Source organism: Escherichia sp. E2661, from assembly GCF_004745185.1.
GTDB lineage: Bacteria > Pseudomonadota > Gammaproteobacteria > Enterobacterales > Enterobacteriaceae > Escherichia.
The window spans coordinates 262537-286531 of sequence record NZ_PDIG01000001.1; the positions used below are offsets into that span (position 1 = coordinate 262537).

Below are 23995 nucleotides of genomic sequence, written 5' to 3' on the forward strand. Positions count from 1 at the left end.
ATTTGGTATGCAACTTAACGGGCGGGCAAAATTATGACAGAGAAAAAAAGAATCCGCTGGCAGCGACGGCCAGGCACGACGGGCGGTAAATTACCGTGGAATGACTGGCGCAATGCCACGACCTGGCGTAAAGCGACGCAATTATTACTGTTGGCAATCAATATTTATATTGCCGTCACCTTTTGGTACTGGGTGCGCTATTACGAAACGGCAGGTAATACGGCATTTGTCGCCAGACCGGGTGGCATTGAAGGTTGGCTGCCGATTGCTGGTCTGATGAATCTGAAATACAGCCTTGCAACAGGTCAGTTACCTTCCGTGCACGCCGCCGCGATGCTGTTATTGGCCGCTTTTATCATTATCAGCTTACTGCTTAAAAAAGCCTTTTGTTCGTGGCTATGCCCTGTTGGTACGCTCTCTGAATTAATTGGCGATCTCGGAAAAAAACTGTTTGGTCGACAATTCGCCCCTCCACGCTGGCTGGATATTCCTCTACGCGCGGTGAAATATTTGCTATTAAGCTTTTTTCTTTATATCGCGTTATTCATGCCCGCCCAGGCGATTCACTATTTTATGCTATCGCCTTATAGCGTGGTGATGGACGTTAAAATGCTCGATTTCTTTCGCCATATGGGGAAAGCCACATTAATCAGCGTGACGGTTTTGCTGATTGCCAGCCTATTTATTCGCCATGCCTGGTGTCGTTATCTCTGCCCATATGGCGCGCTGATGGGACTGGTTTCGCTATTATCGCCGTTTAAGATTCGTCGCAATGCCGAAAGCTGTATCGACTGCGGTAAATGTGCGAAAAATTGCCCATCACGGATCCCGGTCGATAAATTAATTCAGGTCAGAACGGTGGAATGTACCGGTTGTATGACCTGCGTGGAGTCATGCCCGGTGGCCTCAACATTGACCTTTTCACTGCAAAAACCTGCGGCAAATAAAAAAGCCTTTGCGTTGTCTGGCTGGTTAATGACGCTACTGATTCTGGGGATTATGTTTGCGGTGATTGGTTACGCAATGTATGCGGGTGTATGGCAAAGCCCGGTGCCGGAGGAATTGTACCGACGCTTAATTCCACAAGCGCCAATGATTGGTCACTAAATTAGCAACAAGCGGAACATCACCTCGCACGGGGTGATGTTCACAAAATCACATTATTTTGATTTTGACATCATAACTTTCAAGCCCGGTCATTTTCTCCCGCGCGGTGAAGCGAATTTCAGAGACTTCTTTCCCTGTGTTCTTGTTAAATTCGGCGATTTTTTGCGCGATGAAATCTGAGATTTCCGTTTCGGCTTGTTTTTTTAGCTCTTCAATATTCACTGTTAACCTCTTCTGGTCTTAAAAGACAGCAACACGCCAGTAAGGTGTTGGTTCCCGGTACCTGGTCAGGTAAGAAATGTTATAAGCTATCTCCCTGAAAGATTCAATAATCAACAGGTTATCGCTTATTATACATACAGAGTTGAGGAAAAATAAGCCAGATATAAAAAAGGCTCCACGAGGGAGCCTGATATTATTTGGTGAAATCCAGTGGTGTCTGGTCAGTGCGTATTTGCAATGCGATGTTATCAAAGGTGATCATCATCGACTTGCAGAAAATACACTTTGCACCTAAAGGGTTTCGCTCCGTCACATCGAATGCCGATGTGCGGTACTGTGAACCATGACAACATGGACAGCGGAAATGGAGATGCTGAGTAATAGCGGCAACCTTAGAGCGTAACAACGTTCGCTGCCGAGGGACCACGTTGCCCCTGCTCAATAGAAAATTCGACTTTCTGATTTTCGTTCAGCGTGCGGAATTCATTGCTCTGGATGGCGGTGAAATGGACGAAAACGTCCTTGCTGCCATCATCAGGAGTGATAAAGCCGAAACCTTTATCTGCGTTAAACCATTTTACTAAACCAGTCATTTTATTAGACATATTTTTACTTCCTTCATTTTGGGCCTTTCGGCAAACAGGGCTTTAATACAGAAACTACTTAGTGTTCAGGAGAGAGACTCAAAAGAAGGGGATTTGCCTGATAATGAGAACTGCTTTAGTAAACTACTTTGTATGCTGTCTGTCTTTCAAACCGACGCAGCTATTAACGCATGATAAATAAGATTAAGCAAACTTTATTTTGGCCGTCCAGCGGTCTTAAATAAAACTGGCTTTATTTTATTTAGACCGTATAGTGCAGCGCAGATTTATCAGTAAGGAATTTGTTTGTCCCGTAAAATGACAGGAATTGTCAAAACCTTTGATCGCAAAAGCGGCAAAGGATTCATCATCCCCTCCGACGGTCGTAAAGAAGTCCAGGTCCATATTTCCGCATTCACCCCCCGCGACGCAGAAGTGCTCACCCCAGGGTTACGCGTGGAATTTTGCCGCGTCAATGGCCTGCGTGGCCCCTCAGCGGCAAATGTTTATTTGTCCTGATGGAGAGTGCATGCCGGAATGCGTGCTTCATCCACGATTTGCGTAAAACCAGCCAACGAACACATGCCCTGCGCGTTTGTTTCGCCACACTCAGCCAACGTTAACTCCACTTCGCCTGGCGGCGTTTTTAGCGACAACGGAGTTTTGTCACGCATCTGCTGTAGGGTCTGGAATACCAGCGATACCTGAATCCACTGGCTGTTATCACTAAGTCGCCGCCAGCGTTCAAAAACCAGTTCGCCCCCCCGGTGGGGTATTATCCGGCTGGCCTGGTAGCGTCCAGTTAAGCTCTAACGCGCCCCCCCAGATTCGCCAGATTAGTGTCGTGTCCGGCAATAAATAGCAGTGAAGTGGGTAATGTCACGCCATAAACCTGTTGTTGCGTGTTATTTGGCGTCAGCGCCGTCAGCACTAAATCCAGCAACGGCGTGGCACGACTACGGGCAACATCTGGTGTCCGTTGCAGCAAATAAAACTGCGCGTTATGCAGACTTAGCAAGGTGTTCCACTGGTGTGAATCAGTAATTCGCCCCCAGCCAGGCTCCGGCATTCCCTGTGCCTGTTGCAGGAGAAATATCTCCGTCAGCATTGAAGCCAGGCTTGCCGCACCGGTCAGAGATACATTGTCATCACTCACTTTGAGTTCGGACGGCAATGCCTGAGTCAACGTACAACTTTCGTCCTGATTGTCTCGTTTAAGGCACAGATTTGATTGCTGGAAATTGAGAACCTGCTCCAGTTCGCGAAATGCGGTTTGCCGATGCTCGGTAAACTCCGCTATCGATCCCCCTGCTCTACTGAGAATAGTCGCGGTAACGTTCGGCTTATCCAGTTGGCAAACGCCAGTTTTAAGGGGATTAAACAGGGGATCGGGCCGGGAAGTATCTGGCTGGGTATGTACTGTAATCGTACAGTTGGGTGCCAGCCCGGCAGCAAAGGCTTCACCTGTTTTACGCGTACGTTCATCGACATCCGCAATAATCGCAACCTGATCAGGTTTCGGGCAGCCATTTTTTGCCAGTAAACCGTCAGCGACCAGGCGTTGGCGTTGATAATGCCCAAGATAAGTGACCAGTTCGCCGCCACGCGGGGTCAACCAGCCCAATTTCACCGGCCACTCGGGCCATGTGTCTGGAGTGATATCCTGCATGAGTGGCGTGGCTTTGGTGGGCGCACGCACGCCATGACGGCTGACAATCACCACCCGCTCCAGCTTCAGTTCCGGCTCACTCTGAGCGAATGCAGGTGGCGAGGTTAACGGAATCAGAAGAGATAAAAATGGGATCAAAATCGCTTTCATCGATATGTTTCCGTTTTTCATATCCGACATGACTGCCTGATGCGACGCGTCGTATCAGGCCTAAGTTCGTTGTACGCCAGTCATCCCTTCAGACGCGGATCCAGCCATACCAACACGACGGTAGAAAGCGAACACATCAACAAAATGCCGACGAACCACAATAGATACCACATTGTTCTTGCTCCTTAGTACAGCTCATGATCGTGACGGCGCAGCGTTTCAGTCGTCATACGACCCCACATTTTGTAGTAGCTCCATAGAGTGTAGAGCAACACTATTGGCAAAAATATCAGTACAATTACTAACATAATGCTAAGTGTCAGTTGGCTGGAGGTACTGTCCCACACGGTCAGGCTGGATATCGGACTGATACTCGAAGGCATAACAAAGGGAAATAACGTAACGCCAGCGGTGAAAATCACACCAAATTGCATCAATGACGCCATCAGAAATCCCCAACCGGGGCGACCACGGTAAATTGCCATCGCCGTCAGTAACGGGCAGAAGAAACCGAGCAGTGGGAAGATCCACAAGACGGGCGATTCGACGAAGTTATTCATCCAGGCGCCTGGCAGTACCGTCACCATTTTCATCAGTGGATTGGACTGACCGTTGACATCCTGAGCGAGTAACACAAAGCCATCAATACCGACCCACAGCCAGTAACCCGCCAGCAGGAAGCAGAGCATCACCAGCAGCGCAGCGTGTTTGGTCGCCAGTTGTGAACGCAGATGAATAGCGCCAACGGTTTTCAGCTGCAACCAGACGCCCCCTTGCAAAATCACCATACCCAGACTGAGCAAGCCGCACAGCAAAGGGAATGGCGTCAGCAACTGCCAGAAGCTACCGAGATAATCCACGCGTAATTGCGGTGTGAAGGCAAACGGCACGCCGAGCAACAAGTTGCCGAAGGCGATACCAAAGACCACTGGCGGGACCAGACTACCAATGACCAGACCGGCATCCCACATTTTGCGCCAGCGGGCATCCGCTATTTTGCTGCGATAATCAAAAGCTAACGGGCGGAAGAACAGCGAGCACAGCACCAGGATCATCGCCACATAAAAGCCAGAAAACGCCGCTGCATAGACTCTGGGCCAGGCGGCAAATAATGCCCCACCTGCGAGGATCAGCCAGACCTGGTTACCCTCCCAGTGAGCGCCAACGCTGTTGATCACTATCCGGCGTTCATCATCGTCACGCGCCACCAGTGGCAGCAGACAACCGATCCCCATATCAAATCCGTCGGTGACCATAAAGACCACCAGGATGACGCCCATCAGCAGCCACCAGATGAACCGTAATGTTTCATAATCAAACATGACTCTCTCCTTTACCCCTGTTGCTGCGCTGGTTGTTCACTCTGCATCGCACTCGGCCCCAGGCGGGCATATTTCTGCATCAGGTAGACTTCGGCGATTAAGAACAGGGTGTAAAGTCCTACGATCATAATCAGAGAGAAGGCCAGTTGGCCCGTGGTTAATGCAGAGTGCGCGGAGTATGTCGGTAAGATGTCCTGAATCGCCCACGGCTGACGACCAAACTCGGTCATAAACCACCCGGCTTCAATGGCAATCCACGGCAGTGGCAAACTCCAGAGCGCCATTTTCAGCACCCAGCGATGTTGATCGATTTTGCCGCGCAGCGTCTGGACGAGCGCAATCAGCATCACCAGTAACAGCAGCGAACCGCAGCCAACCATGATGCGGAAACTCCAGAATACCGGCGCAACTTGCGGGATTGCGCCACGCATCGCCGCCTGGTACTGCGCAGCAGTGACATGATTCATATCCGGTGCATAGCGGGAGAGCAGTATGCCGTAACCGAGATCGCCTTCTAACTCGCGAAACGCCTGTAATACATGCGGCTCGCGGTTGCCCTGCGATATCTCCTGCATTAACAGCCAGGCTATGCGTCCCCGTTGCAGCCGTGGGTAGGTTTCGGCCATCAAATTTTTCAGCCCGGGAACAGGTTTATCCAATGAATGAGTGGCGAGGATCCCTAACAGGGCCGGGATTTTAATGGCAAAAGCGTTGCGTTCTTGATCTTGTTCCGGCCAGGCAACGAGATGGAACGGCGCGGGTGCAGGTTCGGTTTGCCACTCCCCTTCCATCGCCGCCAGTTTTACCGGCTGTACTCGTGCGACTTCATATGCAGAGCTGTCTCCGAGTTGCAGCGCGCCGATTATTGCCAGGGTCCCGAAGACAGAACCGATGGCAAACGAGCGGAGTGCAACGTCGCGCTCCCGCCCACGCAGCAAATACCACGCGCTGATCGCCATAATGAACATCGCCCCGGTCACATAACCTGCCATCACCGTGTGCACAAATTTCACCTGGCTGACAGGGTTAAAGACCAGATCGCTGAAACTGGTCATCTCCATACGCAGGGTATCGATATCGAAATGCGCCCCGGTCGGGAACTGCATCCAGCCATTGGCATTCAAGATCCACAATGCGGAGATATTTGAACCGAATGCCACCAGCCAGGTGACCAACAGGTGTTGGTATTTATTCAGGCGTTGCCAGCCGAAGAAGAACAGACCGACAAAAGTGGATTCGAGGAAGAAGGCCATTAATGCTTCCATCGCCAGCGGTGCGCCGAAAATGTCGCCTACATAGTTGGAATAGAATGACCAGTTAGTACCAAACTGAAACTCCATCGTCAGGCCGGTGGCCACGCCGAGAGCAAAGTTGATACCGAAGAGCTTACCCCAGAAACGCGTCATATCGCGGTAGATTGTTTTGCCGGTAACCACGTAAATAGTTTCCATGATGGCCAGCAAAAAAATCAGCCCCAGGGTAAGGGGCACAAATAAAAAGTGATACAGCGCGGTCAGCGCAAACTGCCAGCGCGATAAGTCAATAACATCCCACATGCTAACTCCTGTAGGCGAAGAGAGGGTAATAACCCTTTAATAGTAGATCCCTCTTTTTATCCTTACAGTTTGTAGGTAGTTGTATTCGCTAATTGCGATATTCACAGGACCGAAAGCGATATTTGCCACCATTTTTACTGTTGTGCGCTTTCCGCCAGCCACTGACAAACCTCGCCGAGACGCTGCGCAGAGTCCGCCAGATCTTCCGGCGCAGCCAGCACAACTTCGGGTATCGGGCAGATTTCATAACTCTCAAGCAGCGGGCCTTTTAAGGTGTCCATACAGCGTAAATGCCAGACATGGCGTAATCCCGTAGCGTTGATATAGCTCTCGCCGTAGCCAATGGTGCGAATCTGAATATTGCCCGGTCCGCAAAGACGCGACAGAAAAAGCCGGTCAGCTTCGCTGATGGGTAACTGCGTCAGGTTAATACTGTGCGGCTGCGCGTCGGGGTTTCGCACATGCGCCAGCAACTCATGGGCCAGCGGTAAGCCATTCATCAGGCCATCGATGGGGGGCGGTAATAGCGAATCTGTCGGCAGCGCGTTTTGCGTTGCCGCCTGCCACAACGCCAGCGGCGCGCAACCAGCCTCCAGTTTGTCCTCCAGCAACTGTTCGCCGCGACGTCTGCGTACACGCCATAATCCACAGAAGATCGCCTCCTGAATTTCACTTTCACTGCCGTCAGCGTGCTGGATGCGCACTGACACTTCCCCTTCCCCAAGCAGCGTATTGATGAAATGACGATCGTCGGCGTTGAGATTTAACAGATCGACTGCCAGCACCTCACCCAGCGGCGGCTGGCGTTCACTTAGTTGATGTTGTAACTCGTTTAACAGCGCAATCACCTGCGGGCTATGCACACATTGCTCCAGTGCCGCCATACTTGGTTCATCATTCACCTGACAGGTAATCGGCAGTGGATTCATACTGAAACTGTCGTCGCCAGGTTGTGTTCCCGGTCCCAGCAGATGGAAGAAAGTGTCGCTCATGAGGCTCGCTCCTGTTGCGGTTCGACAAGCCCACGCATCAGGTTTATCAGCTCCGCCCACGGGTGAATGCCGTTCAACACGCCGCGATAGCGACCGCCGGTAAACACCAGGGCGGCGGGAAAGCGAAAAACACCAAAGCGATCGCCAATGGCTTCGCTTTGCTCAAGATCGGCAATCGCCACCTTCCACGCATAGTCTGGAAACTCGCGCAGTAGCTCGCCGATCATTACCGGATTGTCGCTGACTTCAGGCGTCCGTTTTGGGTCACTGCTTAACAACACCACGCCGTCTGGCGTTTGCGTAAGCCAGTCATCAAGATGGGATTCACTGACCGGCGTCCAGCCGCGCGCCAGCATTCGTTGCCACAACGCATCAAATGGTGTGTCGTTGCTCATCCCTGCTCCTCCAGCGTCATCCGGTGCTGGCGCAAACGAACGCCTTCGTAATTTTCCATCGACAGACAGTCATAATTGAGACAACGAGACTCCTCAGTCGGTTGCGGTACAACTCCCCACTCAGCCAGCTGGACCAGCGCCGCCTGTTCCGCAGCGGGCAGTTGCTCTCGCGCCAGTTCGCTCAGGCTGCCGCCGTAGTCGTCGAGCATCGCCGGTTGCAGGCCGACGAGGGCAATATGTGCTGGCAGATGTCCGCGGATATCTGCCAGCGCCAGCACTTCGGAGAAACTGTTCTGGTGCAGGCTCATTTTCTTCGCGCTGAGATAGGCCGGAATACGTTCTCCGGCATAGGTTCGTAGCGTTCCTGGCTCCAGCCCATAATCAATGGCATCGAGAATCAACAAGTGGCTGGCGCTTTCGACATAGCCCAGCAAGCTTCAGCCCCTGAGTGCCGCCATCAACAATCTCCACTTCCTCGGGCCAGTGATAATGGGCATACAGCCGTTCCGCCACCCGCACGCCGAAGCCTTCATCGGCCCACAGCAGGTTGCCCAGCCCCATTACCACCACGCGTTGCTCACTCATGAACGCTCCTTGTTGCTTTTGACTTTAAAAAATTTGTGGCTGCGGTAGCCGTTCACCATCGTGGAGATCACCGTGTCGTCAGACATAATGTCTTCACGCAACGCCATATAGACATGACCGATCACAAACGCGCCAATCAGCCACATCCCCAGCCGATGCCAGCTGTGAATGTCCATTGAGTTGCCGCCCGTCCAGTAGAAAAATTCCACCACGTAACGGAACGGTGTGAAGATAGCGTACTGACTGTGTTCGCTGAACAGCGCAAAACCGGTGATGATCATAAAAACGGACATCAGGAAATAGCCGAACATCGCGGCCTGGGCGATGGGATTATGACCAATATCAGCACTCGGGCGTTTTGCCAGAAACAGATACCAGCGAATTTCATACCACACGCCCAGCCACCAGTTTTTACGCCACACTGGCACGATAAACAGCTCGCGGGAGTAGCGATTACCAACAAATGCCCAGTAGATCCGCATCAGTAATACCACGGTAAAAATCATCCCGGCGCTGAAGTGAATTAACCGGATGTACCCCATGTAGAACAGATAAGTCGCCTCGCCGCTGACCGAAGGCAGCGGTTTGCCAATAAAGTAGCCAGTAACCATCAACACTGCCATGCACAGCACCGTCAGCCAGTGCCAGATCCGCACGGGCGCTTCAAAGACATAGTGGCTGACAACGTTGTCGCTTTTCTGTTGCATGATGATTCTCCTTCGCTGTTAACGCACCTGCACGGAGATAAGCTCGCTACCGTCGTCGCCCAGCACATGAGTTGAACAGGCGAGGCACGGGTCGAAGCTGTGCAAAGTACGCAGGATTTCCAGCGGCTGTTCAGGAATAGCCATTTTGGTGTTCATCAGCGCCGCTTCATACGCACCTATTTGCCCTTTGGGATCGCGCGGGCTGGCGTTCCAGGTGGTCGGCACCACGCACTGATAGAGATCAATCTTGCCATCGCGAATGGCGGCCCAGTGGCCTAACGCCCCGCGCGGCGCTTCGGTAAAGCCAACGCCACGACACTCTTTCGGCCAGGTCGCTGGCTCCCATTTTTCGGTAGAGGCAGTGGCGAGATTGCCGTTTTTCAGGTTGGTCATCAGCTTGTCGAAGAAGTACTGCAACTTACCTGCGGCCCACTGCGCTTCGTGCGCGCGGCACAAAATGCGGCCCAACGTTGACTGGATGCCATAAAGCGGCAGGTTCAGTGCCGACATCATGCGATCGACAGACTCAACGGTTGCCGCATCGCCTTTGTGGTAAGCGATCAACGTGCGCGCCAGCGGCCCCACTTCCATCGCATGACCGCGCCAGCGCGGCGCTTTGATCCACGAGTAGCGTTCCTGTTCATTCAGCTGCTGAATGTTGGTGTTACTGCCTTTGACATCGCCGGGGTTGTACCACGGATCGGTAATACCATCGAAGGGATGACGTCCAACCCGATCGTCGGGATAACGATACCAGGCGTGATCGACAAACTCCTGCACCTGCTGCGGATCAACCAAATCCACTGGCAGCACATTTTTGAAGTCGCCGTTGATCACCGCGCCGCCAGGCATCAACAAACTTTTCTCACCAAAGTCGTTGGCGATATCGGGGAACGCACCGTAGCTGAGGACGCATTGATCCGAAAGGCCCGTGCCGATCTCGCTCCACGGTTTGTTGAACTGGCCGATGGCTAAAGCGTCGGGGATCATCACGTTATTAATGAAGTCCGCCGTACGGGTAATGATCGACTGCACCAGGTTCAGGCGTTCCATATTGACCGCCCCGACCGCGCCGCTTTCGTCAATGTTAATGGCGCATGGCATCCCGCCGACAATCCAGTTTGGATGAGGGTTTTTACCGCCAAAGACCGCGTGGATTTTGACAATTTCACGCTGAAAATCGAGAGCTTCGAGATAGTGGGCAAAGCCCATCAGGTTGGCTTCTGGCGGCAGTTTATATTGCGGATGGCCCCAGTAGCCGTTACGGAAGATCCCCAACTGCCCGCCTTCAACAAATTTCTTCAGTCGGTTTTGTACGTCGAAGAAATAGCCAGGAGACGATTTCGGCCACGAGGAGAGGCTTTGCGCTAGTTCGGAGGTTTTACGCGGATCGGCTTTCAGCGCATCTAACACATCGATCCAGTCCATCCCGGCGAGCTGATAGAAATGCACCAGGTGATCGTGGCACCAGAGCGTTGCCAGCATAATATTGCGGATGATATTGGCGTTGTCCGGCACTTTAATACCGATGGCATCTTCGATGGCGTAAACCGAAGCCAGGGCGTGTACTCCGGTGCAAACGCCGCAAATACGTTCAACGAACGCCCACGCATCGCGCGGGTCGCGCCCTTGCAGGATGATCTCCAGCCCGCGAAACATAGTGCCGCAAGAGACGGCATTGGTGATCACATTCTGATCGTTGATATTTACTTCGCAGCGCATATGGCCTTCGATGCGCGTGATCGGGTCGACCACCAGGCGGCGCCCGGCATTGTTGATGGTGTATCCCTGAGTTTCGTACTGAGTGCTCATGCCTGTTTATCCTCGTTGCCCGGCTGTTGTTCTGCTTCTGCAAGTTGCTGGTTATGACGTCTGCGCTGGTCAACGGCGCTGGCGACTGCATGTACGCCAACCGCCGCAGCCACCACGCCAAGCGCGGTTAAGCCGACGGTATCGGCGGTGGAGTGAGTCCCCATTTGCGGAATATCGACCACGCGGCTGTAGAACGAGCCGCGATCCCAGAAGCCATTTTCAGAACAGCCAAGACAACCGTGACCAGACTGGATCGGGAAGGAAACGCCATCGTTCCAGCGGGTAGAGGAACAGGCGTTATACGTAGTTGGCCCTTTGCAGCCCATTTTGTACAGGCAGTAACCTTTACGCGCCGCGTCATCATCCCAACTCTGGACGAACTCTCCGGCGTCGAAGTGGGCGCGGCGATAGCATTTATCGTGAATACGCTGACCATAGAACATCAGCGGACGCCCCATTCTGTCGACATCCGGCAGGCGATCGAACGTCACCATGTAAGTAATGATGGCGCTCATCACATCCGGGATCGGCGGGCAGCCAGGCACTTTGATAATGGGTTTGTCGGTGATGACTTTGTCGATAGGCGTTGCCTGCGTCGGATTAGGTCGCGCGGCCTGCACGCAGCCCCAGGACGCGCAGGTTCCCCAGGCGATAATCGCACTGGCTCCGGCAGCGGCACGTTTGAGTTTCTCAATAAACGGTCGACCGCTGCTGATACAGAACATCCCCTGCTCGCCCAGTGGCGGATTACCTTCTACTGCGAGGATATATTTGCCATTGTATTGCGTGATGATGTCTTCAAAGACTTCTTCCGCCTGAGTTCCGGCGGCAGCCATCAGAGTATCGTCGTAGTCGAGAGAAATAAGGGAAAGAATGACATCCTTCGCCAGTGGGTGAGCGGAGCGGATAAAAGATTCGGTACAGCAGGTGCATTCCAGACCGTGGATCCACACCACCGGAATGCGCGGTTTATTTTCCAGCGCCCAGGCAATCTTTGGTGCCATTCCCGCGCCTAATCCCAGCGAGGTTGCAGCCAGACTGCAATATTTGAGAAAGCTGCGCCGGGTGACCCCCTGACGCCGCATGGCCTGGTAAAATGTCTCCTCGTTATTCATATCGCACGTCTCTTCTCCTTGCGACACCAGCAGGACGCCGGGCGCTTATGGGTCGGCAAGCGACGTCCCTGTAGCAAGGCAAACCATCGTTTTACGTGAGATGCTGAAAACGAAAGCTCATCCTTCTGCACTGGCGCACGTCGCCAGAAAGTATTGTTAATAAATCGTAGTGAAACTTTTGCACAAAACAATACAAACTGTGTGGATTTGTCTTTTAGCGATAAAAATGGACCTTATTTTCCTTAAGGTTTGGCGCAGAAGAATTACGAGCCAATTTTTATGGCGATAGAATGTCCAAATTGCTGTTATTTCAAGCTATCGACACGCATTTGTCTGTTTTTCAAGCAAACAAACAAATTGGGGGTTTACACGACGCATCGGGATGTTTATAGTTCGCGTCATTCCGGAAGTGTGGCCGAGCGGTTGAAGGCACCGGTCTTGAAAACCGGCGACCCGAAAGGGTTCCAGAGTTCGAATCTCTGCGCTTCCGCCAAATAAGATAAGGGGTTAGCTAAATGCTAACCCCTTTTTCTTTTGCCTGTCAAAATGCTATACCACACTCAGTGGCTTAACCATCCTCTGCTAAACCTGTTCCAGATCAAATGCGTAAAGATGGGTAAAACCTCTGGGTAGCTTTCGGCATTATCATTATGCTGCTTCATTAATTACATCTGTCATAGAGAGTGACTCAATGGATCGTATTGTTAGTTCTTCACATGACCGTACATCGCTGCTTAGCACCCATAAGGTGCTGCGTAATACCTATTTTCTCCTGAGCCTGACACTGGCCTTTTCGGCGATTACCGCGACGGCCAGTACGGTTCTGATGCTGCCATCTCCGGGGCTGATTCTGACGCTGGTGGGTATGTATGGTTTGATGTTCCTGACCTATAAAACGGCGAATAAGCCGACCGGGATTATCTCCGCGTTCGCGTTTACCGGTTTTCTGGGTTATATCCTCGGGCCAATTCTGAACACCTATCTGTCAGCCGGAATGGGTGACGTAATTGCCATGGCGTTGGGCGGTACGGCATTAGTGTTCTTCTGCTGCTCTGCGTATGTGCTGACCACTCGCAAAGATATGTCGTTCCTCGGCGGTATGCTGATGGCGGGTATTGTTGTTGTCCTGATCGGGATGGTAGCGAATATCTTCCTGCAACTGCCTGCTCTGCATCTGGCGATCAGCGCGGTGTTCATTCTGATCTCCTCTGGCGCAATTCTGTTTGAAACCAGCAACATCATCCACGGCGGTGAAACGAACTACATTCGTGCCACTGTGAGCCTGTATGTGTCGCTGTATAACATCTTCGTTAGCCTGTTGAGCATTCTGGCTTCGCCAGCCGCGATTAATCTCGCCCGCTATCTCTTTCTGAGCCTCGCTTTATGCGGGGCTTTGTTTTTTGTTACACTGCCGCCAGTCTGACTAAGGTAGTAAATAATTATGCTGATCTTCGAAGGTAAAGAGATAGAAACCGATACCGAAGGCTATCTCAAAGAGAGTAGCCAGTGGAGCGAACCACTGGCGGTGGTCATTGCAGAGAACGAAGGTATTACACTGTCGCCAGAACACTGGGAGGTGGTGCGTTTTGTGCGTGACTTCTACCTGGAATTTAATACCTCTCCGGCAATTCGTATGCTGGTTAAAGCGATGGCGAATAAATTTGGTGAAGAGAAAGGCAATAGCCGCTATCTGTACCGACTGTTCCCGAAAGGCCCGGCAAAGCAAGCCACCAAAATTGCTGGCCTGCCTAAACCGGTGAAATGCATTTAACGAATACGAAAATCCGTTAACTCCCCGGAGGGATGATGCGGCTCGCTAAGCACCCGTTCCACACGCGCTGAACGCGGGCCGCCGCTTTTTAACCACTGCATTAATTTTTCCACCTGCCCTTCTTCACCGCAGGCAACGACTTCCACGCTGCCATCGTCAAGATTTTTGGCGTAACCAGTTAATCCCAGCCTTTTCGCTTCGTACTGGGTGGTATAGCGGAACCCTACGCCCTGAACCCGGCCGTAAACCCAGGCAATTATGCAGACTTTCGACATGACTGCTCTCCTTATCCTTAATGGACGCGTTGCAAATCCATGGAAAACTCCGGACAATGGCGCCCATTTCTTTGCATCGACAGAATAGTTAATTATGAGTGTACGTTTAGTGTTAGCCAAAGGGCGCGAAAAATCATTACTTCGTCGCCATCCGTGGGTCTTTTCCGGCGCCGTTGCCCGGATGGAAGGTAAAGCCAGCCTCGGAGAAACCATCGATATTGTTGATCATCAGGGAAAATGGTTAGCACGCGGCGCTTATTCGCCAGCATCGCAAATCCGTGCGCGCGTCTGGACGTTTGACCCGTCAGAATCCATCGACATTGCCTTTTTTACTCGCCGTTTACAACAGGCGCAAAAGTGGCGCGACTGGCTGGCGAAAAAAGATGGCCTCGACAGCTATCGTTTAATCGCTGGCGAATCTGATGGCCTGCCTGGCATTACTATCGACCGCTTCGGCAATTTTCTGGTGCTGCAACTGCTGAGTGCTGGCGCAGAGTATCAGCGCGCGGCATTAATTAGCGCCCTGCAAACGCTCTATCCGGAGTGCGCAATTTACGACCGCAGCGACGTCGCTGTACGTAAAAAAGAAGGTATGGAGCTGACCCAGGGTCCCGTTACCGGCGAGCTGCCGCCTGCCCTGCTGCCGATTGAAGAACACGGTATGAAGCTGCTGGTGGACATTCAACACGGCCACAAAACGGGCTACTACCTGGACCAGCGTGACAGCCGCCTGGCTACCCGCCGCTACGTTGAAAATAAACGCGTACTCAACTGTTTCTCCTATACCGGTGGTTTCGCCGTCTCGGCATTAATGGGTGGATGCAGCCAGGTTGTCAGTGTCGATACTTCGCAGGAAGCCCTGGATATCGCGCGGCAGAACGTTGAGCTGAACAAGCTGGATCTGAGCAAGGCTGAGTTTGTCCGTGATGACGTCTTTAAATTGTTGCGTACCTATCGCGATCGCGGTGAAAAATTTGACGTTATCGTGATGGACCCGCCGAAGTTTGTTGAGAATAAAAGCCAGTTGATGGGTGCATGCCGTGGCTATAAAGACATCAACATGCTGGCCATTCAGCTGTTGAATGAAGGCGGAGTTCTCCTGACTTTCTCATGTTCTGGCCTGATGACCAGCGATTTATTTCAGAAAATCATCGCTGACGCCGCAATTGATGCCGGTCGTGATGTACAATTTATAGAGCAGTTCCGTCAGGCCGCCGATCACCCGGTGATCGCTACCTACCCGGAAGGGCTATATCTGAAAGGGTTTGCCTGTCGCGTCATGTAACTTGAAAAGTGAAATTTTGCCCATATATCAAAGGTAAAGATTTCCCGGGAGGTGACTATGATTGCCAGCAAATTCGGTATCGGCCAGCAGGTCCGCCATTCCCTGTTAGGTTATCTCGGAGTGGTCGTGGATATCGACCCGGTTTACTCGCTCTCTGAACCGTCGCCTGATGAGCTGGCGGTGAATGACGAGCTTCGCGCCGCTCCGTGGTATCACGTGGTGATGGAGGATGACAACGGCCTACCGGTTCATACCTACCTGGCTGAAGCCCAGCTAAGTAGCGAATTGCAGGATGAACATCCAGAGCAACCGTCAATGGATGAGCTAGCGCAGACTATCCGCAAACAACTCCAGGCGCCGCGTCTGCGTAACTAATCCTCATAAACATGCCCGGAAGGTTTTCGCCTTCCGGGTATTTTTTTATTTCGCCAGGCCCAAACGAGGGATCTCAATCGCCGGGCAGCGATCCATCACCACGTTTAACCCTGCATCACGCGCCAGCACTGCCGCCTGTTCATTTATAACACCCAGCTGCATCCATAAGGTTTTCGCCCCAATAGCGATCGCCTCCTGCGCCACGCCCCATGCTGCTTCTGAATTACGGAAAACATCGACCATATCCACTTTTTCCGGAACCTCCGCCAGCGTGCCGTAACCTTGCTGGCCTAACAGCGTTTTACCAGCGACCTTTGGCGAGACGGGAATAACGTGATAGCCCTGATCGAGCAGATACTTCATTACGCGATAACTTGGACGATCGGGTTTGTCACTTGCTCCCACCAGCGCAATGGTGCGAGTGGACGTTAAAATGCCTGCAATATCGGTTTCTTTCATCATTTCCTCCAGACTATTTACCAAAGTGTACGACAATCCCGACATGCCAACCATGTAGCTACTACGAATGTATGAGAGCAAAAGCAGAAAACATGTCTATATGTTAGTAAGTATGATTAAAGAAAAATTTTGATACATTATTAGTCGGGCGGTCTTTGGACAGGAGCTACCTATGAAAACCGGCATTATGACCACCTTGATTGCACTGTGTTTGCCGGTATCCGTTTTTGCCACCACACTGCGGCTATCCAGCGATGTTGATCTCCTGATACTCGACGGTAAAAAGGTTTCCAGTTCTCTGCTTCGCGGTGCTGATAGCATCGAACTGGATAATGGACCACATCAGTTAGTGTTTCGCGTTGAAAAGACAATCCATCTTTCCAGTAACGAAGAGCGACTTTATATCTCCCCGCCGCTGGTCGTTAGCTTTAATACCCAGCTCATTAGTCAGGTGAATTTTCGTCTCCCTCGCCTGGAGAATGAACGAGAAGCGAACCATTTTGACGCAGCGCCGAACCTTGAATTGTTAGATGGCGATGCGACGCCGATTCCGGTGAAGCTGGATATTCTCGCCATTACCTCTGCCGGGAAAACAATCGATTATGAGCTGGAAGTCGAACGCTATAACAAATCCGCAAAACGCGCTTCGCTACCGCAATTTGCCACTATGATGGCGGACGACAGTACACTGCTCTCCGGCGTTTCGGAACTGGATGCAATTCCTCCGCAGTCACAGGTGCTCACTGAACAACGGCTGAAGTATTGGTTTAAACTGGCTGACCCACAAACGCGTAATAACTTTCTGCAATGGGCGGAAAAACAACCTTCTTCCTGAGATTTTTGTGCCTGTGCGCAGGCTTTTTCAGTCTTTATCTTGCAGCGATAAGTGCTTACAGTAGTCTGTAGGAAAGTTAACTACGGATGTAAATTATGGAACTGACAACTCGCACAATGGCGGCGCGTAAACATATTGCGCTGGTGGCACATGATCACTGCAAGCAAATGCTCATGAGCTGGGTGGAACGGCATCAGCCGCTTCTGGAGCAGCACGAACTTTATGCAACGGGAACCACGGGTAACTTAATTTCCCGCGCGACAGGAATGAACGTCAACGCGATGCTGAGCGGCCCGATGGGCGGCGATCAGCAGGTTGGCGCATTGATCTCAGAAGGGAAAATTGATGTGCTGATTTTCTTCTGGGACCCGCTGAATGCTGTACCACACGACCCCGACGTGAAAGCGTTGCTGCGTCTGGCGACGGTGTGGAACATTCCGGTCGCCACCAACGTGGCAACGGCTGATTTCATCATCCAGTCACCACATTTCAACGACGCTGTAGATATTCTGATCCCGGATTATCAGCGTTATCTCGCAGAACGCCTGAAGTAAGTTCGCACAGGCGGCACTCGCCGCCTGTTTCTTACGGTTTCCTTGCTACCGGTACATCCAGTTTTTTCAGGTCGTCCACAAAGGGAGAAGGATTCTCTTTGCTGAACAGTACCCAAACCCGATGCCGTGCGCGAGTGAGCGCAACGTACATCAATCGCCGTTCTTCGGCGTCCGGGTAGTCCTCTACCGGGGGCAGTAGCGCCTCTTCCATAATGGACTCACGCGCCACAGCCGGGAAGCCATCACTCCCCTCCTGCAAACCAACGATGATGACGTAGTCGGCCTGTTGCCCTTTGCTGGCATGAATGGTCATAAAGTCGATTTGCAGCTTCGGCCAGCGCGTCGTGGCTTTATCCAGAGTAACGGGCTTCAGATGATGGTAACGCGCTAGTACCAGAATGCGCTCTTCGGGTTTGACATAACCAGATAGCTTGTCCAGTAAAGCGTCAAGCTGACTCTCATCCAACAAGGTGACGGCTTTTTTGTCACCATTCGTTAAGCTATTCAGCGGTTTTTTCAACTGATTAGGGTTCTGCTGAATAAAACGGTTTGCCACCTCTCCGATACGGCTATTGAAACGGTAAGTCGTGTCTAAATCACAGCGATCGCCTTCACCGAAGTTTTCATGGAAGGCCGTGGTGAGCGACATTTGCGCGCCGCTGAAGCGGTAAATAGCCTGCCAGTCATCGCCAACGGCAAACAACGTTGTCTGACTATTTTGTTTACGCAATGCTGCCAGCAAGGCCGCTCGCTGTGGGGAGATGTCCTGGAATTCATCAACCAGAATATGTTTCCACGGGCTGATAAACCGCCCTTTCTCAAGGATAGCAATCGCCTGATGAATCAGACCTGAAAAATCGACGGCGTTTTTCCGCTTTCAGCGCACCTTTCCAGGCTTTCAGCAACGGTGCCATCAATTTGATTCGTTTACTGAACAGATCCCGAATCTCTTCAGGCGCACTGGCAATCATTTCAGCCTGCGCGCCGCCGTGCATCCGCATCAGACTGACCCAGCGATCGAGGCGAGATGCGAGACGACGCTGCAATTTTTCATCATCCCAGAAGTTGCCTTCTGGCACGGACCACTGCAGTTCTTCCATCAACCATTGTCGCCAGCCCTTCGCCTGTGCTTTCTTTTCACTACACTGCTTGCGCCACTCAGCAATAAAGAGTTCATGGCGGGCTGCGGTGTCATTTTCCAGGTTGCTGACTGTCGGTACTTTTTTGCTGCCTTGCTGAATAATATGCAGGGCCAGAGAATGAAACGTGCGCGCGGCAATCTCTTCGGTATGCAGCCGTTCGCGGATCCGCTCGTCCATCTCTTCCGCCGCTTTTCGGCCAAACGCCAGCAATAAAATTTGCTCGGGAGATGATTCACCACGCGCCAGTAACCAGCCAGCGCGCGCCACCAGCACAGACGTTTTTCCGCTTCCTGCGCCAGCCAGCACTAACAGGGAATGCTCACCATTAACCACCGCCCGGGCCTGCGCCGGATTAAGCGGTGAAGACTCAACCTGACGGAAAAAATCCGCATATTCGTTAAGCATGGTTTCGGTATACGCCTGATTATGCTGCAACCGACTGCCTTCAATATCTTTCAGCCAGTCCTGACATTTGTGCCACGCCTCACGACAGTTATCAAATTCCTCCAGGCGATTAACCGGTAATGGCAACGCAGACAAAGCCTGACGAATTTGTTGCTGTACCCCAGTGGTTTGCTCCCGCGTCAGCCATTTATTTTCTCCAGTGCGAGCAGCAATAAGATCCAGTTGTTGCTGCAATACGCCAGCGGCAATTTCGCTCATTTCCTCGCTCCAGCGCCGCCAGTGAGCATCAAGATGATGGTGAAAACGCTGCGTCTCTGCCCATTCAGTGCCATGCAGACGCACGACTTTTTCATCAGGCAATACAAATTCCAGCTCACCCCATACCAAACCACGTTTGCAGTGAATAGCCAGTAATTGATTGAAAGGAATAAGGTATTCGTGGCGATCGCCGGAAACTTTTATCCCGGCATTGAGGATCACCGCCCGATCGTAAGGGTGCTGTGCCAGACGTTTGCCAAGAGTTGTCGCTTTCAGTTCCATGTCTCTGTAGATCCACACGATGTCATTTCTTATCAGTGTAACCGCCAGAGAAAACGTGCTCCAGCCCAAAAAAACGTTACAATTGCCGCCCATTACTGAAAACCACAGTAAAGCGAGGTTTTATGCGTACCGTTTTGAACATTCTGAACTTTGTGCTTGGCGGATTCGCCACCACTCTTGGCTGGCTGTTAGCGACCCTGGTCAGTATTGTGCTGATTTTTACCTTACCGCTGACACGATCCTGCTGGGAGATAACCAAACTGTCTCTGCTGCCTTATGGCAATGAAGCTATTCATGTCGATGAACTAAACCCGGCAGGCAAAAATGTGCTGCTTAACACTGGCGGTACGGTGCTGAATATTTTCTGGCTGGTTTTCTTCGGCTGGTGGTTATGCCTGATGCATATCGCAACAGGCATCGCGCAATGCATTTCCATCATTGGTATTCCGGTTGGTATTGCGAACTTTAAAATTGCCGCTATTGCACTGTGGCCGGTCGGACGCCGCGTGGTATCGGTAGAAACAGCTCAAGCTGCGCGTGAAGCCAATGCACGTCGCCGTTTCCAATAATCCAACATTATGGCCTTTATGCTAAGTCCTTTGCTCAAACGCTATACCTGGAACAGCACCTGGCTGTATTACGCGCGCATTTTTATCGCACTTTGCGGCACTACTGCGTTTCCGTGGTGGCTGGGTGATGTAAAACTTACGATTCCGCTGACTCTCGGAATGGTGGCGGCAGCACTGACCGATCTCGACGACCGACTGGCGGGACGTCTGCGTAATCTCATTATTACGCTGTTCTGTTTTTTTATTGCCTCGGCTTCAGTAGAGCTGTTATTTCCGTGGCCCTGGCTGTTCGCCATTGGTTTAACGCTCTCCACCAGCGGCTTCATTTTGCTCGGCGGTCTGGGTCAACGCTATGCGACCATCGCTTTCGGTGCATTGCTGATTGCCATTTATACGATGCTGGGAACCTCCCTGTATGAGCACTGGTATCAGCAGCCTATCTATCTGCTTGCTGGTGCGGTTTGGTACAACATCCTGACGCTTATTGGTCATTTGCTGTTCCCTGTCCGCCCGTTGCAGGACAACCTGGCACGTTCTTATGAACAACTGGCGCGGTATCTGGAACTCAAATCACGTATGTTTGATCCTGATATTGAGGATGAAAGCCAGGCTCCGCTGTATGATTTGGCGCTCGCCAACGGGCAACTTATGGTGACGCTGAACCAGACGAAAATCTCGTTGCTGACCCGCTTACGCGGCGACCGCGGTCAGCGGGGAACGCGTCGTACACTACATTACTATTTTGTAGCGCAGGATATCCACGAGCGAGCGAGCTCTTCACATATTCAGTATCAAACGCTGCGAGAACATTTTCGCCACAGCGACGTGCTGTTCCGCTTCCAGCGCCTGATGTCGATGCAGGGACAAGCCTGCCAACAATTGTCACGCTGTATTTTGCTGCGTCAGCCTTATCAGCACGATCCACATTTTGAACGCGCTTTTACGCATATTGACGCCGCACTTGAGCGGATGCGCGAAAACGGTGCGCCCGCCGATCTACTAAAAATACTGGGATTCCTGCTGAACAATTTACGTGCCATAGATGCCCAACTGGCGACTATTGAATCAGAACAAGCCCAGGCGCTGCCCCACAATGCAGACGAAAATGAACTCGCCGACGACAGCCCTCGCGGGTTTAGCGATATCTGGCTGCGTCTTAAACGTAACTTAACGCCGGAGTCTGCACTCTTTCGCCATGCAGTGAGAATGTCGCTGGTATTGTGTGTTGGTTACGCCATCATTCAGATTACCGGAATGCATCACGGATATTGGATCCTGCTGACAAGTCTGTTTGTCTGCCAGCCAAACTATAACGCCACGCGCCACCGTCTGAAGTTAAGGATTATTGGTACGTTGGTGGGTATTGCGATTGGTATTCCTGTGCTGTGGTTTGTTCCGTCACTGGAAGGACAACTGGTGCTGCTGGTGATTACCGGCGTGCTCTTTTTTGCCTTCCGTAACGTGCAATACGCTCATGCAACGATGTTCATTACGCTTCTGGTGTTACTGTGCTTCAACTTGCTGGGTGAAGGTTTTGAAGTCGCGCTGCCTCGCGTAATCGATACACTGATCGGCTGTGCAATAGCATGGGCGGCGGTGAGCTACATCTGGCCCGACTGGCGGTTTCGCAATCTGCCGCGAATGCTTGAACGCGCGACGGATGCTAACTGCCGTTATCTCGATGCCATTCTTGAGCAATATCATCAGGGGCGTGACAACCGTCTGGCGTATCGTATTGCCCGTCGCGATGCTCACAACCGTGATGCTGAACTGGCGTCGGTGGTGTCGAATATGTCCAGTGAACCGAACGTCACACCGCAAATTCGCGATGACGCATTCCGTTTACTGTGCCTTAACCATACGTTTACCAGCTATATTTCTGCCCTCGGCGCACACCGCGAGCAGTTAACCAACCCTGAAATTCTGGCGTTTCTTGATGACGCAGTTTGCTATGTTGATGACGCGCTACATCATCAACCTGCCGATGAAGAACGCGTCAATCAGGCATTAGCTGGCCTGAAACAGCGGATGCAACAACTTGAACCGCGGGCAGACAGCAAAGAACCTCTGGTCGTACAGCAAATCGGGTTACTGATTGCATTACTGCCAGAAATTGGCCGTCTGCAACGTCGGATTACTCAAGTTCCTCAGGAAACTCCTGTTTCGGTGTAATAGAATCTGCCCATTCTGCAAGCTCCTGGCGGCGTGCCACCGGGAGCGCAGCTTCATGAATACCGATAATTGCGCCTTCAAGCATGAACAGAATCTTTTCTGTCACCAGACTGTTATGCTGCCGTAGTCGCAACCAGCACATTTTCGCCCCAAGTATACGTAGCGCCCGAACATCCTTAATCCCCACTTCCCCGAGAATCGCTTCCAGGTGATAAGACATATTGGGCAAATCTTTCAGCCGTTGCTGGGTGTCGCGCGTACTTTTCTCTTTAAGCGCAGCGTCCAGCGAATATTTCGACAGCCGCACCAACTTCTGTTGATTCCGCCATAAGCTTTCATCAACCCGGTAGTAATTGAGAGTAACGGGACGGCCACACTTTTTGTATGTCAGCCAGACTGGTGGATGTTTTACACAGTACTGTGCGCTTTGCTCACAAGCCCGAAGATACAACTCACCATCAGAAACCATCGCAAACACTGTATCGTCAACGGTCAGACTGTAACTGCCAAACAATGATCGATATTCAATAGTGCCTAACGTCGACAGGTATTCTTGTGACTTATAGATCCGCTTGTAGGAGAGGCTTTTCATAAAATTCCTTTTAAAATCATAATATAAAAGAATGATTCACATTAACGGATCCGTTAAATACGAAAATAGGCAACTTATTCTCAAGGGGCAAGATTAATTTAAGTTTTCAGGCCACCAACGACAAAAAATTGCGAGGCTCTTTCCGAAATTTGTGTTGATCTTTGTTGTCACTGGATGTACTGTATATTCATACAGTAACTCACAGGGCTGGATTGATTATGTACACTTCAGGCTACGCAAATCGTTCTTCGATGTTCTCCTCCACAGCAAGCAAAATTGCGCGTGTCTCTACGGAAAACACTACAGCCGGGCTAATTAGTGAAGTTGTCTATCGCGAAGATCAGCCCATGATGACGCAACTCCTGCTTTTGCCATTATTACAGCAACTAGGCCAACAATCGCGTTGGCAACTTTGGTTAACGCCGCAACAAAAACTAAGTCGTGAATGGGTGCAGGCAGCGGGACTACCCTTAACTAAGGTGATGCAGATAAGCCAGCTTTCCCCTTGTCACACCGTGGAATCAATGGTTCGTGCTTTGCGTACGGGAAATTACAGCGTAGTGATCGGTTGGTTGGCAGACGATCTGACAGAAGAAGAGCATGCTGATCTTGTTGATGCCGCCAATGAAGGTAACGCAATGGGGTTTATTATGCGTCCAGTAAGCACACACTCTCACGCCACGAGACAACTTTCTGGGCTAAAAATTCACTCAAATTTGTATCATTAAGTAAATTTAGGATTAATCCTGGAACTTTTTTTGTTAACCCGTAGACGCTTTCACTTGTCACTAATTTTACTTGTGGA

At 51.5% G+C, this 23995-nt stretch carries 24 protein-coding genes, 1 tRNA gene and 5 pseudogenes; 12 read left to right on the forward strand and 18 right to left on the reverse strand.

Annotated features, from left to right (window positions below):
• Positions 1–33 precede the first annotated feature (33 nt).
• The gene (locus CRI63_RS01440; RefSeq protein ID WP_135518249.1) at positions 34–1107 is read left to right on the forward strand and encodes a 4Fe-4S binding protein; all 1074 of its coding nucleotides are present in this window, start codon (positions 34–36) and stop codon (positions 1105–1107) included.
• A 48-nt stretch (positions 1108–1155) separates the two neighbouring features.
• Here CRI63_RS01440 and CRI63_RS01445 read toward each other — a convergent pair whose 3' ends face one another.
• The 4 genes and pseudogenes from CRI63_RS01445 to cspG form a co-directional block, all read right to left on the reverse strand.
• A complete protein-coding gene (locus CRI63_RS01445) occupies positions 1156–1329 on the reverse strand; it encodes an addiction module toxin, GnsA/GnsB family (protein WP_130205410.1) in 174 nt (57 codons plus the stop codon).
• Positions 1319–1554, reverse strand: a pseudogene (locus tag CRI63_RS01450) (cold-shock protein). The gene CRI63_RS01445 and the pseudogene CRI63_RS01450 overlap by 11 nt, the downstream one beginning before the upstream one ends.
• A complete protein-coding gene (locus tag CRI63_RS01455) occupies positions 1523–1711 on the reverse strand; it encodes a cold-shock protein (protein WP_130205730.1) in 189 nt (62 codons plus the stop codon). Before CRI63_RS01455 ends, CRI63_RS01450 begins: the two are co-directional and overlap by 32 nt.
• Positions 1712–1721: 10 nt before the next feature.
• Positions 1722–1934 carry a cold shock protein CspG gene (gene cspG, locus CRI63_RS01460; RefSeq protein ID WP_000066493.1) on the reverse strand — a complete coding sequence of 71 codons (213 nt, stop codon included), beginning with the start codon at positions 1932–1934 and terminating at the stop codon, positions 1722–1724.
• A 285-nt stretch (positions 1935–2219) separates the two neighbouring features.
• On the opposite strand from cspG, the gene cspH reads away from it, so the two are divergent.
• Entirely contained in the window at positions 2220–2432 is a 213-nt protein-coding gene (cspH, locus tag CRI63_RS01465; protein ID WP_130205408.1) for a cold shock-like protein CspH, read from the forward strand.
• Here the strand turns inward: cspH and CRI63_RS01470 are convergent.
• From CRI63_RS01470 to hyaA, 10 genes and pseudogenes are all read right to left on the reverse strand, one after another.
• Positions 2420–3732: pseudogene (locus CRI63_RS01470) on the reverse strand (AppA family phytase/histidine-type acid phosphatase). The gene cspH and the pseudogene CRI63_RS01470 sit on opposite strands and share 13 nt — an antisense overlap.
• 80 nt (positions 3733–3812) lie before the next feature.
• Positions 3813–3905, reverse strand: coding sequence for a cytochrome bd-II oxidase subunit CbdX (cbdX, locus tag CRI63_RS01475; protein WP_032161491.1), 93 nt, complete (start codon positions 3903–3905; stop codon positions 3813–3815).
• 12 nt (positions 3906–3917) lie between these two features.
• Positions 3918–5054, reverse strand: coding sequence for a cytochrome d ubiquinol oxidase subunit II (gene appB / locus CRI63_RS01480; RefSeq protein ID WP_135518251.1), 1137 nt, complete (start codon positions 5052–5054; stop codon positions 3918–3920).
• Positions 5055–5065: 11 nt separating this feature from the next.
• Entirely contained in the window at positions 5066–6610 is a 1545-nt protein-coding gene (gene appC / locus CRI63_RS01485) for a cytochrome bd-II oxidase subunit 1 (RefSeq protein ID WP_135518253.1), read from the reverse strand.
• Positions 6611–6744: 134 nt separating this feature from the next.
• Positions 6745–7602: a hydrogenase expression/formation protein gene (locus CRI63_RS01490; protein WP_135518255.1), complete on the reverse strand. Its 858-nt coding sequence runs from the start codon at positions 7600–7602 to the stop codon at positions 6745–6747.
• On the reverse strand, positions 7599–7997 hold the full coding sequence (hyaE, locus tag CRI63_RS01495; RefSeq protein ID WP_135518257.1) for a hydrogenase-1 operon protein HyaE: 399 nt from the start codon (positions 7995–7997) through the stop codon (positions 7599–7601). The genes CRI63_RS01490 and hyaE overlap by 4 nt, the downstream gene beginning before the upstream one ends.
• Positions 7994–8582 (reverse strand): annotated as a pseudogene (hyaD, locus tag CRI63_RS01500) (hydrogenase 1 maturation protease). Before hyaD ends, hyaE begins: the two are co-directional and overlap by 4 nt.
• The gene (hyaC, locus tag CRI63_RS01505) at positions 8579–9289 is read right to left on the reverse strand and encodes a Ni/Fe-hydrogenase b-type cytochrome subunit (protein ID WP_135518258.1); all 711 of its coding nucleotides are present in this window, start codon (positions 9287–9289) and stop codon (positions 8579–8581) included. The pseudogene hyaD and the gene hyaC overlap by 4 nt, the downstream one beginning before the upstream one ends.
• An 18-nt stretch (positions 9290–9307) precedes the next feature.
• Positions 9308–11101 (reverse strand): Ni/Fe-hydrogenase large subunit, encoded by a 1794-nt coding sequence (hyaB, locus tag CRI63_RS01510; protein ID WP_135518298.1) that lies wholly within the window; start codon positions 11099–11101, stop codon positions 9308–9310.
• Positions 11098–12216: a hydrogenase 1 small subunit gene (gene hyaA / locus CRI63_RS01515; RefSeq protein ID WP_010344442.1), complete on the reverse strand. Its 1119-nt coding sequence runs from the start codon at positions 12214–12216 to the stop codon at positions 11098–11100. Before hyaA ends, hyaB begins: the two co-directional genes overlap by 4 nt.
• Positions 12217–12621: 405 nt before the next feature.
• Here hyaA and CRI63_RS01525 point away from each other — a divergent pair.
• From CRI63_RS01525 to tusE, 3 genes and pseudogenes are all read left to right on the forward strand, one after another.
• Positions 12622–12709 (forward strand) — tRNA-Ser (locus CRI63_RS01525).
• Between the two features lie 198 nt (positions 12710–12907).
• Positions 12908–13566: pseudogene (gene yccA / locus CRI63_RS01530) on the forward strand (FtsH protease modulator YccA).
• Positions 13567–13657: 91 nt separating this feature from the next.
• Positions 13658–13987 carry a sulfurtransferase TusE gene (tusE, locus tag CRI63_RS01535; RefSeq protein WP_000904443.1) on the forward strand — a complete coding sequence of 110 codons (330 nt, stop codon included), beginning with the start codon at positions 13658–13660 and terminating at the stop codon, positions 13985–13987.
• Here tusE and yccX read toward each other — a convergent pair.
• Positions 13984–14262 (reverse strand): acylphosphatase, encoded by a 279-nt coding sequence (gene yccX, locus CRI63_RS01540; RefSeq protein WP_000048252.1) that lies wholly within the window; start codon positions 14260–14262, stop codon positions 13984–13986. The two genes, tusE and yccX, sit on opposite strands and share 4 nt — an antisense overlap.
• Positions 14263–14356: 94 nt before the next feature.
• Between yccX and rlmI the strand changes: the two genes are divergently transcribed.
• Together rlmI and hspQ are read left to right on the forward strand one after the other, a co-directional pair.
• Complete coding sequence (rlmI, locus tag CRI63_RS01545; protein WP_064528417.1) at positions 14357–15547, forward strand: 23S rRNA (cytosine(1962)-C(5))-methyltransferase RlmI; 1191 nt, start codon at positions 14357–14359, stop codon at positions 15545–15547.
• Positions 15548–15604: 57 nt separating this feature from the next.
• Positions 15605–15922: a heat shock protein HspQ gene (hspQ, locus tag CRI63_RS01550; protein ID WP_001295356.1), complete on the forward strand. Its 318-nt coding sequence runs from the start codon at positions 15605–15607 to the stop codon at positions 15920–15922.
• Positions 15923–15967: 45 nt separating this feature from the next.
• On the opposite strand, the gene CRI63_RS01555 is transcribed toward hspQ, so the two are convergent.
• Positions 15968–16381 carry a CoA-binding protein gene (locus CRI63_RS01555; RefSeq protein WP_064528416.1) on the reverse strand — a complete coding sequence of 138 codons (414 nt, stop codon included), beginning with the start codon at positions 16379–16381 and terminating at the stop codon, positions 15968–15970.
• Positions 16382–16553: 172 nt separating this feature from the next.
• On the opposite strand from CRI63_RS01555, the gene CRI63_RS01560 reads away from it, so the two are divergent.
• Positions 16554–17216, forward strand: a complete 663-nt coding sequence (locus CRI63_RS01560; protein WP_130205387.1) for a DUF2057 family protein — start codon at positions 16554–16556, stop codon at positions 17214–17216.
• Between the two features lie 95 nt (positions 17217–17311).
• The gene (gene mgsA / locus CRI63_RS01565; RefSeq protein WP_064528411.1) at positions 17312–17770 is read left to right on the forward strand and encodes a methylglyoxal synthase; all 459 of its coding nucleotides are present in this window, start codon (positions 17312–17314) and stop codon (positions 17768–17770) included.
• A gap of 31 nt (positions 17771–17801) precedes the next feature.
• On the opposite strand, the pseudogene helD reads toward mgsA, so the two are convergent.
• Positions 17802–19857: pseudogene (gene helD, locus CRI63_RS01570) on the reverse strand (DNA helicase IV).
• A 122-nt stretch (positions 19858–19979) separates the two neighbouring features.
• On the opposite strand from helD, the gene CRI63_RS01575 reads away from it, so the two are divergent.
• Together CRI63_RS01575 and yccS are read left to right on the forward strand one after the other, a co-directional pair.
• Complete coding sequence (locus CRI63_RS01575; protein ID WP_032161476.1) at positions 19980–20426, forward strand: YccF domain-containing protein; 447 nt, start codon at positions 19980–19982, stop codon at positions 20424–20426.
• Positions 20427–20435: 9 nt separating this feature from the next.
• Entirely contained in the window at positions 20436–22598 is a 2163-nt protein-coding gene (yccS, locus tag CRI63_RS01580; protein WP_135404481.1) for a YccS family putative transporter, read from the forward strand.
• Here yccS and sxy read toward each other — a convergent pair.
• The gene (gene sxy / locus CRI63_RS01585) at positions 22561–23190 is read right to left on the reverse strand and encodes a CRP-S regulon transcriptional coactivator Sxy (RefSeq protein ID WP_130205381.1); all 630 of its coding nucleotides are present in this window, start codon (positions 23188–23190) and stop codon (positions 22561–22563) included. The genes yccS and sxy overlap by 38 nt on opposite strands.
• Before the next feature lie 218 nt (positions 23191–23408).
• On the opposite strand from sxy, the gene sulA reads away from it, so the two are divergent.
• Positions 23409–23918, forward strand: a complete 510-nt coding sequence (sulA, locus tag CRI63_RS01590) for an SOS-induced cell division inhibitor SulA (protein ID WP_064528402.1) — start codon at positions 23409–23411, stop codon at positions 23916–23918.
• Positions 23919–23995: the final 77 nt, after the last annotated feature.